Source organism: Microcoleus sp. Pol11C3 (assembly GCF_036701485.1).
Lineage (GTDB): Bacteria > Cyanobacteriota > Cyanobacteriia > Cyanobacteriales > Microcoleaceae > Microcoleus.
This window is the reverse complement of the sequence record NZ_JAUBQW010000174.1, coordinates 1-10,950: the sequence shown is the minus strand read 5'-3', so window position 1 is coordinate 10,950 and position 10,950 is coordinate 1. Positions and strand designations below refer to the sequence as shown.

9 protein-coding genes are annotated in these 10,950 nt (G+C 44.4%); 7 read left to right on the top strand and 2 right to left on the bottom strand.

Translation table 11 applies throughout. From position 1 onward, the window contains the following. The first annotated feature begins 61 nt into the window (after positions 1-61). The 3 genes from QUA40_RS25520 to QUA40_RS25510 all read left to right on the top strand — a co-directional run bounded on the left by QUA40_RS25520 (position 62) and on the right by QUA40_RS25510 (position 1,210). Positions 62-337, top strand: a complete 276-nt coding sequence (locus QUA40_RS25520) for a TIGR02391 family protein (RefSeq protein WP_333131065.1) — start codon at positions 62-64, stop codon at positions 335-337. Positions 338-578: 241 nt separating this feature from the next. Further along, positions 579-998 (top strand): GIY-YIG nuclease family protein, encoded by a 420-nt coding sequence (locus QUA40_RS25515; RefSeq protein ID WP_333131063.1) that lies wholly within the window; start codon positions 579-581, stop codon positions 996-998. A 5-nt stretch (positions 999-1,003) separates the two neighbouring features. Continuing rightward, entirely contained in the window at positions 1,004-1,210 is a 207-nt protein-coding gene (locus tag QUA40_RS25510; RefSeq protein WP_006631417.1) for a hypothetical protein, read from the top strand. Positions 1,211-1,459: 249 nt separating this feature from the next. Here the strand turns inward: QUA40_RS25510 and QUA40_RS25505 are convergent, their stop codons facing one another. Continuing rightward, positions 1,460-3,145 (bottom strand): DNA repair helicase XPB, encoded by a 1,686-nt coding sequence (locus tag QUA40_RS25505; protein WP_333131062.1) that lies wholly within the window; start codon positions 3,143-3,145, stop codon positions 1,460-1,462. A gap of 277 nt (positions 3,146-3,422) precedes the next feature. Beyond that, positions 3,423-5,288, bottom strand: coding sequence for a hypothetical protein (locus QUA40_RS25500; RefSeq protein WP_333131061.1), 1,866 nt, complete (start codon positions 5,286-5,288; stop codon positions 3,423-3,425). Between the two features lie 373 nt (positions 5,289-5,661). On the opposite strand from QUA40_RS25500, the gene QUA40_RS25495 reads away from it, so the two are divergent. From QUA40_RS25495 to QUA40_RS25480, 4 genes are all read left to right on the top strand, one after another. Further along, positions 5,662-7,086, top strand: a complete 1,425-nt coding sequence (locus QUA40_RS25495) for an aspartate ammonia-lyase (protein ID WP_333131060.1) — start codon at positions 5,662-5,664, stop codon at positions 7,084-7,086. A 172-nt stretch (positions 7,087-7,258) separates the two neighbouring features. After that, positions 7,259-7,585: a hypothetical protein gene (locus tag QUA40_RS25490; RefSeq protein ID WP_333131058.1), complete on the top strand. Its 327-nt coding sequence runs from the start codon at positions 7,259-7,261 to the stop codon at positions 7,583-7,585. 125 nt (positions 7,586-7,710) lie between these two features. Beyond that, positions 7,711-8,670: a DUF362 domain-containing protein gene (locus tag QUA40_RS25485; protein ID WP_333131056.1), complete on the top strand. Its 960-nt coding sequence runs from the start codon at positions 7,711-7,713 to the stop codon at positions 8,668-8,670. A 582-nt stretch (positions 8,671-9,252) separates the two neighbouring features. Beyond that, on the top strand, positions 9,253-10,512 hold the full coding sequence (locus tag QUA40_RS25480; protein ID WP_333131054.1) for a glycosyltransferase: 1,260 nt from the start codon (positions 9,253-9,255) through the stop codon (positions 10,510-10,512). Positions 10,513-10,950: the final 438 nt, after the last annotated feature.

Sequence of the window (10,950 nt, the reverse complement as noted above, 5' to 3'; positions counted from 1 at the left end):
ATTTTGGCGAACCTTCAGAGTGATGCTATGACCGAGAGTGCATAGATCATGTTTTTTGTCAATGCGTAAGTCCTATGATCTAGGAGTTAATCTGGTTTCAAAGGTTATGAATCCTAATGAACCAAAGCTCACTTTTAGTTTAGTAAAAGCAGAACAGGAGGCAGCACACTCTATGTACCGAGGCGCAATCGGTATTTTTAAGAATCCACTCAGCCATCGTTTCTTGGAGACCTCTGATCAAATAAAAACTTTTGAGATTCTAGGTTTTGCAAGTTTATTAATGCGTATGCTAGATGATGCAACAACTGTAACACCATCTAGCTCAAATGGTGTCTAACAACGCCCATGCACACCGACCGCAGAGAGTTAGTTGATCGGTTATGATGCAGAGGTTACTAGCGTCCAGTGAGTGCGAACGTTACATTTTTTACCGACAGGTAAAACTCGATCGCTCGCCCCTTTCCCATATCCTAGAAAAACACAGGCACGGCCAAGGATCAAATCAGCTCGGGATCGATCGCCAAATCTGTGCGATCACGCAGGGAACCATCCCTAGTTGATGAGGGTTGTAACAGAATTTGTGGGATTATGATTTCTGTGCAATTAGCCCTCTTGCTTTCATGCCAACGAATGATTCTGACCTACAAATCCAAGCGCGAAGAATTCTAGACGCGATTGCTTTCATTCCTTTTGAGCAATGTCAACCCTTGACCCGTGGGTTTGAGAGCATTCCTGCGCGTCCTGGCATTTATGCAATCAGGCACAGAACTGATGGATTGCTCTACATCGGTAAAACCAAGAGCTTACGAGGTCGCTTCAGTGGTGGGCACAAAGCTTTTTTGTGGGCATGGCTCGATAAATATAGCGATGAAGACATACGGATTGCAGTACAGACAATTTCTCACTGGCAGAACCCTGCGTTACTATTGGAGCTAGAAGCCATAATTCTAAGAGCTGCTGAACCCCCTTACAACGTCCAAATTCCAACTGAGATGTAAATGCCATGCAAGCCAAACTTCAAGAGCAACTTTCCCTCGCTGATGCCGAAGTTATTTTAGGACGTTTTCCTGAACGAATTCGTGCTGCCCTAATTGCTCGTGCTGCTGAAATTGAATACCCAATCGAAGCAGTCATTGAGATGGCGATCGCTAGTTTCCTTGACACAGAGGCATTAGGTTTTGCAGATTGCAAACCAGGACGCGGACAATAACAGCGTCAAGTGGCGATCGCGGTGGTCTAACAACCCGGTTGGAGTGGACTACCGAAAGATATTGGTGGTGATGCAAAAGTTATTTGTAGCCACTCAACCGGAGCATTAGATTTTTTCCCGACAGGTGAAACACGATCGCGCTAGCGATGCGGAGCATTATCGCCCGCAACTGCTTCCGATCGCCATTTTCCAATATCCTAGAAAAATACAGCTATTCAAATCATAAAAAACACGAATACGCAACGCTGACTAACCATCACCTCGAACCTCGATCGTATAATTATATCCCTGTTCGGTGAGGAATAGTTGGCGGTGTCGCGCAAAATCCTCCTCGCAAGTTTGTAGCGAGACTAATGTATAAAAACTCGCAGTATGTCCGTCAGATTTCGGGCGGAGAATTCGTCCGAGGCGCTGCGCTTCTTCTTGGCGAGAACCATACTTTCCTGATACCTGAATCAACACATCGGCATCGGGTAAATCGACGGCAAAATTGCCCACGCGAGATAGAATTAATCCGGGAATCTCTTTGTGACGGAATGCTTCGTATAGCCGATCGCGCTCTGCCTGTTTTGTCTTCCCCGTAATCAGAGGCAATTCGGTAATTTTGGCGATCGCATCCAACTGTTCCAGAAACTCACCAATAATTAAAATACGGTGTCCCGCCTCCTTTTGCAACAAACTTTGCACCACATCCAACTTACCCGGATTTTCCGCAGCAATCCGAAACTGATTGCGGCGGGGCGCTAGGGCATATTCCATTTTTTCCGCCTCATTTTGGGCGACGCGGATTTCGGTACAATTAGCAGTGGCAATAAATCCCTGTCCTTCCAATTCCCGCCAAGGTACGTCATAGCGCTTGGGGCCAATTAGCGTGAACACATCCCCTTCTTTCCCGTCTTCGCGAATCAATGTCGCAGTTAAACCTAACCTGCGTCGTGCTTGTAATTCAGCAGTAATCCGAAATATCGGTGCAGGTAATAGATGGACTTCATCATAAATAATCAGTCCCCACGATTGGGCGTTAAACAACTCGAAATGTGGAAATTCATCATCTTTATTCGATCGATAACTTAGCATTTGGTAAGTTGATAGGGTGACAGCAGCCGTCTGTTTGGTGACACTGCTGTACTCAGCGATCGCATCCTCAGTTAAACTTGTTTTGTCTAATATTTCCCTGCGCCACTGGTGCACTGAAGTCAAACTGCTGGTGAGGATGAGTGTCTTTTGCTTTACCAAACTCATGGCTAACATCCCGACTATGGTTTTACCAGCCCCGCACGGTAGGACGATCGTACCACTGCCACCTCTTACCTCTCCGCCTTGATAGAATGCCTCTACAGCTTCTTTTTGATAGGTACGCAAATTAAAGGGTAAGTCGCCCAAAGTTCGATCGCGCAATGCAATTGCCAATTCCGCACCCTCGACATATCCAGCCAAATCTTCCGCCGGATAACCCACCGCTAGCAAAGCTTGTTTGAGTACGCCGCGATTCCCCGCTTCGACTTGAAAACAAAGATCCGAAATCCGCTTACCTAACAGCGGTTTTACGCGCTCGTCCCGCACTAACAACTCCGTCAGCGGGCGATCGGTAATCCGCAGTTGTAAATCGGGATTTTCCGCATCAATCCTTTCAATTACCGTCAATCCGTAGCGCGTACCAAGCAATTCGATTTCCTGCGCTACCGACTCAGGAATGTCATATTTAGCATACTTTCGCAAAGCTGCGATCGCCTCTTCAACTGGCATTCCCGCCGCCCGCGCATTCCACACGCTGAGGGGCGTGATGCGATAGGTGTGGATGTGTTCGGGACTTTTGATTAATTCTGCAAAGGGGGCGATCGCTTCTCGCGCCTGTTGTGCTGTGGGAGCGTGAACTTCTAGTAAGATCGATCGATCGCTTTGCACGATCAAAGCATTTTCGGGAGCATAATTCATAGGTTGTTGCGATCGCAGATAATATCAATTCCGGTTGCACCGTCAGGTGATTGTTGACTGTTGACTGTTGACTGTTGACTGTTGACTGTTGACTGTTGACTGTTGACTGTTGACTGTTGACAATCTAAAATCTAAAATCGATTGACTGTTGACTGTTGATTGTTGATTGTTGACTGTTGACTGATAACAATCTAAAATCTAAAATCTAAAATCTAAAATCGATTGACTGATGACAATCTAAAATCTAAAATCTAAAATCTAAAATCGATCGATCTTACTATTTATCCCGCTGGGGTAAGACATAGCCGATCTGCCGCAGGGCGTTGCGAAATTTAGCTTCCTGGAATAATGGAACTGCTAAAGTGCTAGCGCCAGCTAGCTGACAGAATTTTTTGGTACGGGAATCATTGGCAATCAACACTGCTAAATGGGCGTTTTTACATTCGATTAACTTGACAGTTCCTGCATCTTGCAAACTATTCGATCGTTCTGTAACATCCGTCAGAAATTGCTGTACGGTTTCGGGTAGCGGTTCGATACTTCTTGTCTCTAAAACTTCTTGAAATTCTGCTAGCGGGTATCCGGCTTCAATGGCGGTAAATAGCTTTTGTCGATCGAGTTGCCAGACGACATCTGAAACTTTTTTAGTATATAGATCGAGGACGATCGCATCTGATGCCGCGATGCCTTCTCCGGCTACAACAATATCTAAATTCGGCAGTACGCGGAGTGTTTGACGGAACTCAATTGCTGGCGGGGTGTAATTGTGAGTCAATCCCAAACAGTAAGCCCCTAAAGCTGTCAGGCGAAAAGACATTAAGCCGTCGTAGCGGCTGAGAAATCTCAAATCGTCAGTTCCCCAAAGATCGTCAAAATCGCTGGGTACGAGGGACGGATCGACATAGGCAACATCAATTATTCCCAGGGTAGCAACATACTCAAACAACAAGCAGCGCATATATCTTTCTTGCAGGATATGCCAATCGTGACTGCCGGAATATCCTAAGTTACCATACCCAAATTCAGAAATATAGAGATTGTCTGGATCGCGCGTTACTTCAAACCGATTGCCCGTTGCCAACAGATACTTGCTAAATTCGCTAAACAGAATCCATTTACCGACAGGACATTCTGTTAGCATGGAGGCGATCGCCTCTCTCCGCCCCGCCACCGCTGTCATGCCGCGCGCGCCCTTGCCTGTTTGTCCTTTAATCGCATCAATGCGGCGAAATTCATCAAAAGAGTTTGTTTTTAACCAGCGCTTCCATGCTGTCTGCAATCCTTTGGCAGGTGATTCTTGCAAAGCTTTCTGTCCCGCTTTGGTCAAAACTAGCTTTTTGCCAGATTGTTCGGCGAATTTGCTCGCTTGGGCGATCGCGGCCCAAGCAAAGGATTTGATGTTACCAACCTCGTAGAATATATCGCCCTTTTCCAAGGTAGCTTGGCGCTGTTCGTCGTTATAAAAATCACCCCCTTGCAATACGGCGGCGATCGCTTTCAGAGTTGCGGCACCAGGTAATGCAGTTTTCTCACTAACGGCAACTTTGCCCGACTGAATCAGACGCAAAACTGCTTCCAAATCCTTTGAGGCTGCCCGTTCCATTTCAAAAATTGTCAAGGGAAGTTCGTACTCGGATACCTCTATTTGAGATGTACGAAAGTTACGTTTTTCTACACGAACAATAAAATTATCTGGCAGTACATCGCCAACCAGATTTAAGGAAGTTGCTTGAGGTTTTGGCACAAACTTCAGCAATTTTTCTTCAAGATCGTAGGGTATCGCAGTGCCGTAGAAGAACAAGCATAGTAGGGAGGGTTCTCGGTTGTATCCATAGTGATCGCTTGTTCCCCAGTTTGGTTCTTGTCCGTATTTCGCCACAAATACATCGGCATCATAGCAACCACCTGACCCATGTATAACTTCCGCTACTGCCGCTTTTTGCAGGTCGTCTAATTGCGCCCAAACTTGCTTGAGTTTTTGTCCCTGCATTTGCTCTTTAATCCCAGCAACCAGGTCAGCTTTGCGGGTTAATTTACGATCGCCCGACAACAGTGCATTCAGCTTTTTCAAATCTTCAACTATTATTCCTTCGAGTGCCTCTTGGAGGTTAGGAACATTATCTAGGGTTTGGTAACGCGGCATAATTTTTGGCAATTCGCCTGCTGCAAAATTGTTTGTGCTATCAACTATAACAACTTTCCCCACTTGGTAATTTGAATTTTTGTTACAAAAATCACAAGCATGGTTTAATCTTTCTTGTTAAACAGGCAGATTTTATCTAATAAAGTAAAGAATTAGGCGAAAGAAAAAACTCGGAGTTCACAAATACTCTTGCAAAAATTTAGGGGAAAAATCTTAATTTAAAATTTGAGCTTTGAGATTTAACTCGGAGTGTGAGATAATTATTTACAATTGTGACTGCTGTTTTACGGGACACGCAGGTGCGGTCAAACAGCAGTGACAGTCAGCAGTGTTAAAAAAAATCCCAATTCCCAATTATCACAAACAAGGCGATATGAGCGAACACCCAACCCTCAGCTACCGCACCGAAAGCGACTCGATGGGAGACAAACAAATCCCATCTAATGCCTACTACGGCATCCAAACTCTAAGGGCTATTGAAAATTTCCCGATCAGCGGCATTAAGCCTTTATCAACATACGTTGATGCTTGTGTTTTAATTAAAAAAGCAACGGCGATCGCCAATGGCGAACTCGGCTGCATTCCCGAAGACATCAGTCAAGCAATTGTCCAAGCAGCAGATGAAATCCTAGCGGGCAAATTGCGCGACCAATTTGTAGTTGATGTCTACCAAGCCGGCGCCGGAACTTCTCACCACATGAATGTTAATGAAGTTCTTTCAAATCGCGCTTTGGAAATTATGGGCGAGGAAAAAGGTAACTACAAGCGCGTTAGTCCCAACGATCATGTAAACTACGGTCAATCGACAAATGATGTGATTCCGACTGCAATTCGGATCGGCGGATTGTTGGCGTTAGAAAAAACTCTGTTTCCGGCTTTATCGGATGCCGTAGTCGCCCTAGAAAACAAAGCAGAAGAATTCAAAGATATTGTTAAATCTGGCCGCACTCACCTACAAGATGCTGTGCCAGTTCGACTCGGCGATACCTTCGGCGCTTGGGCGCAAATTCTCAGAGAACATACCTTGAGAATTGACAGGGCATCCGATGATTTGACATCGCTGGGACTGGGGGGAAGTGCGGCAGGAACAGGGTTAAATACTCACCCTGAATACTCTCAAAAAGTTGCTGAAATTCTCTCAGAATTAATCGACCACCCCCTAAAACCAGCAAGGCATTTAATGGCTGCTATGCAGAGTATGGCACCGTTTGTAAATGTGTCCGGTGCACTGCGAAATCTCGCTCAGGATTGCGTTAAAATCTCTCACGACTTGCGTTTGATGGACTCCGGGCCGAAAACGGGTTTGAAAGAAATTCAACTGCCTGCTGTGCAACCTGGTTCGTCAATTATGCCGGGAAAATACAATCCTGTGATGGCAGAAATGACATCGATGGTTTGTTTTCAAGTTATGGGTTATGATAGCGCGATCGCCCTGGCCGCCCAAGCGGGACAATTAGAATTGAACGTGATGATGCCCCTGATTGCCTATAATCTCATTCACAGCATCGAAATTTTGGGCAATACCATCAGCGCTTTGACTACACAATGCCTCGCCAAAATTGAAGCTAAGGGCGATCGGTGTCTCGCTTACGCAGAAGGCAGTCTCGCCCTCGTTACCGCCCTCAACACTCACATCGGCTATCTCAACGCCGCCGCTGTCGCTAAAGAATCTCTAGAAACAGGCAAATCTTTGCGGCAAATTGTGCTAGAACGGGGTTTAATGAGTGCAGAAGACTTGGCAAAAGTTCTAGATTTAGAGAAAATGAGTGCGATGCCAGTATCTTCTGCTAACGTTTAGGATATCGAAGGTATCAGCTAGAAACTAGAAGGCTGAACTTGATTTAATTCAGCATTCTGTCTTCTGAGTTCAGCCTAATGGCTGTCACAGGTTAAAATTAAAGAATTCAGAATTCAATTTTTTAGATTTAATTCTGAATTTTTTTATAGTCTAAAGTTTGGGAGCAAGATTTATGCGCGCAGGTTCTTTTGGCAAATTAACTCAAGATAAAGAGAACACAACTCAAGTGACATTTCATTATGTGGAAGGTCACACGGAAACATTTACTATCCCGATGCCTGCACAAGAATTTCAAGAGGAAGTGCTGCATTTGTTAAATCAACCTTGGTTGACTTTTCATTTAGTCGATCAAACGGTTTTTATCTGCACTGCCCGTTTGGTGAAAGTTGAAGTTAAACCTGCTATCCCTGAACTGCAAGGTCAAGGAGTATTCTCTAACTCGCTGCGAGTTAGTACCATGCAGCGGGCTGCTGTTGGTAGATTGCCGATGGATACTTAGGACTCATTTGTATTGAGATTATTCTTGGTAAGGTGCGCGCGGATCGCCCTAAGCAGGGTGATCCTTGCGTGCGTTACATTGAGATTATTCCCAATCGATCGCCAATTACAAATTAATTCATAATTATGTCTGCTGTTAGTTTAATTCGTGCCAACTCATACGATCGCCAAATCTTGCAAACATCTTTAGAAAGTTTGCTCGCACCCTGGGGCGGAATCTCGGCTTTTGTCAAATCTGGCGATCGGGTTTTACTCAAACCCAATCTCCTCACCGGTTCTCGCCCTACAAAAGAATGCGTCACCCGCCCGGAATTGGTTTACTGCGTCGCTAAAATGGTGATTGAAGCGGGAGGAAAACCATTTTTAGGTGATAGTCCAGCTTTTGGTAGCGCCATGGGTGTAGCCAAAGCCAACGGTTATTTACCACTGTTGGAAGAACTGAATTTGCCAGTAGTTGAGTTTCAAGGCAAACGCTACGAAACTGTCAGCGAAGATTTCAATCATCTGCGAATTTGCAAAGAAGCAATGGAAGCGGATGTAGTGATTAATTTACCAAAACTAAAATCTCACGTTCAATTAACGGTGACCATGGGCGTAAAAAATTTGTTCGGCTGCGTCCCCGGCAAAATGAAGGCTTGGTGGCACATGGAAGCTGGCAAAGATACCGCCAGATTCGGTGAAATGCTGGTAGAAACTGCCCGGGCAATTAACCCAAACTTGACGATTTTGGATGGAATTATTGGTCACGAAGGTAACGGGCCAAGCGGCGGCGAACCTAAGTTTTTGGGAATTTTGGCAGCGTCTAATGATGTGTTTGCTTTGGACAGAACTTTAGTTGAAATTATTAATGCTGATGCGGCGACGGTTCCCACTGTAGCTGCGGCGATGAGATTGGGACTTTGCTCGAATTTAGAAGCGATTGATTTTCCGCTTTTGCAGCCAGAAACTCTCAAAGTTTCGGATTGGAAGTTGCCGGAAAGCATGATGCCGATCGACTTTGGTATGCCCCGCGTGGTGAAGTCGGTTTTCAAGCACCTTTATATCCGGTTTATTAAAGAAAAGTTCAGCATCAAGGCTTCGCATTAGCGGAGAGAGAAGGGGTAAAAAAATTTTTACCCCTTCTCCTTTGCCTTGTTAATTGTAAAAAAATATAATTTGTATGTTACCAAATATGTATTTATGTAAACTTTAAATAAGTTGGTTATAACTCTATGGTTTAAAGCATTGGTTTTGCCGTATTCGGAACTCGCGCTCATTCTTGCTAGTTAGAAAAAGTTGAATGATTCTACTTAAGCAGAAATACTTAGAGAAGCCCTTATTTTAACCAAACTAACCCTAAAATTGCGCTCTTCTTTATAATTGACAGCTCAATTATAAAGATTGAGTAAAGCTCGGAAAAGGTTATTGACACTTATACGTAGATCGCAGATGATGGCGACATATCAAACAGACCTCACCTTAAATAATACAGGTCTAATCCAGTTGCTGGCTCCATCTTAAGTACTAGATATCTCCGAAACCGAGTCTGAAATGCTTCTCGTATCAGGCGGCGAAATTTAAATTCGGTAGATGTCTGTTATATAGAGCGATCAAAACCCCTTGCCAAATACAGCCAAGATTCACTACCGCATCAACAGTAAAAACTTAAAATCAGGGAGAACCTAACCTATGCTTACTAACAACAATCTGACAATCGTACAGCCACTAAAAGCCAAGTTTTTGCCAAACAATGAAGTTTTACTGACCCGCAAATTGATAGAAGCAGTTCGTGAGTTAGCCACGTATTGGTCTGGTTCAATTACTGTGATGATGGAAGAAACGAAAGAAGACAACGACCAGATGGATGCAAAAATATTCAAACTTGATGAATTGCCATTCAAACTGGAAATAATTTCTTTTGATAAAATCACCCCAGCTTTACTACATCAGCATCAGAGTGCGCTGGTATTGGCAGCCCCGGAATACAGACAGAACCATATCAGTAAAGTGTGTAAAATAGCGGGAGTACCGTGTATTTACGTTTCCGAATACAGTCTGAAAACTCGCAAACAGATCGTGAATGTGAGTACGCGCAATCCCCTGATCCGCTTGCGGAGAATCATCTGGACTTACAGTCAGGAATATAAGCAGCGCAAGGCGATCGCAATGGCAGATGGATTGCAGTGCAACGGCACTCCTACCTACCAAGAATACAAGCATCTCAATCGCAACCCACAGTTGTTCTTGGACACGCGGATCAGAGAAGATATGTTAGCAACAGAAGCTGACATTGAAGGGCGCACTGAAAACCGCTCTCAAGATATGCCTCTGCGGCTAGTATTCTCAGGTCGCCTAATTAAGATGAAAGGAGCCGATCATTTACTTGAGGTAGCTAGAGAACTCAAACAACTGAAGGTGAAATTTGAAATGTTCATCAGTGGTATTGGTGACTTAGAAGAGATGATGCACCAGCAAATAGCTGCAAATCAACTTAATGATTGCGTGAAAATGCTCGGAGTGCCTGACTTTAAAACTGATTTTTTCCCCTTTGTTAAGAACAATATTGATTTGTTTGTTTGCTGTCACCGACAGGGCGATCCTTCTTGTACTTACATAGAAACTATGGCTGCTGGCGTGCCGATTATTGGGTATGCTAACGAAGCATTTCAGGGAATTGCAGAAATGTCGGAGACAGGATGGGTTGTGCCAATGAATCAGCCTAAACAGATGGCGAAGAAAATTGCAGAACTCAGCCACAACCGGGAAGAAATTAAATCGATGTCGTTCAAGTCGCTGAAGTTTGCTCAACAGCACACATTTGAGAAGACTTTTCAAGCGCGCATAAAACATATGCAGGCTATTGCCTACTCAACGCGGCCTAATCAAGTCACCGAAAGTCAAGTATGTGATGCTTCAGATATGGTTTTGGTGTACAGTCAACTGCCTTAAGAATCCTTCTGCCTATGATTAAGACAGGTTTCATTAAGGTAGCCACGGAAATCGGAGGTCTTGTAAAGGCAATGGTTGAGGTGAGCGATCGCCCTTAGATTTAGATGTTTTTTTCCAACTTAATAGCATCCAATTCGACTGGGCGATCGCACTTCTTCCATAGGTTCTCAAGTCTCATTTAACGGGTTACATTTTCTGGGCAACTACCCGATCCCACAGCAACTCTAAACCCTTGAGCGACCAACTCATTTTCTTTTCCACCGGAACTGGCAAAACTAACAGGGGCTTTAGTTTAAATCTTGTTAAATCAACTGATTCATTATTTAGCTATATGCACAAAAGCTTTTATTCGTATCATAGCCAGGGTAAGAGCATCTTAATCAGGCTTGACACAAGCATTTGAGAATCTGCATCATATAGTCATCATTCATCGCCGCT

Excerpts from the sequence above, each read along its gene's own strand:
- QUA40_RS25480 (WP_333131054.1), top strand. The coding sequence starts at position 9,253 with ATGCTTACTAACAACAATCTGACAATCGTACAGCCACTAAAAGCCAAG.
- QUA40_RS25495 (WP_333131060.1), top strand. The coding sequence starts at position 5,662 with ATGAGCGAACACCCAACCCTCAGCTACCGCACCGAAAGCGACTCGATG.
- QUA40_RS25505 (WP_333131062.1), bottom strand. The coding sequence starts at position 3,145 with ATGAATTATGCTCCCGAAAATGCTTTGATCGTGCAAAGCGATCGATCG.
- QUA40_RS25490 (WP_333131058.1), top strand. The coding sequence starts at position 7,259 with ATGCGCGCAGGTTCTTTTGGCAAATTAACTCAAGATAAAGAGAACACA.
- QUA40_RS25500 (WP_333131061.1), bottom strand. The coding sequence starts at position 5,288 with ATGCCGCGTTACCAAACCCTAGATAATGTTCCTAACCTCCAAGAGGCA.
- QUA40_RS25510 (WP_006631417.1), top strand. The coding sequence starts at position 1,004 with ATGCAAGCCAAACTTCAAGAGCAACTTTCCCTCGCTGATGCCGAAGTT.
- QUA40_RS25520 (WP_333131065.1), top strand. The coding sequence starts at position 62 with ATGCGTAAGTCCTATGATCTAGGAGTTAATCTGGTTTCAAAGGTTATG.
- QUA40_RS25485 (WP_333131056.1), top strand. The coding sequence starts at position 7,711 with ATGTCTGCTGTTAGTTTAATTCGTGCCAACTCATACGATCGCCAAATC.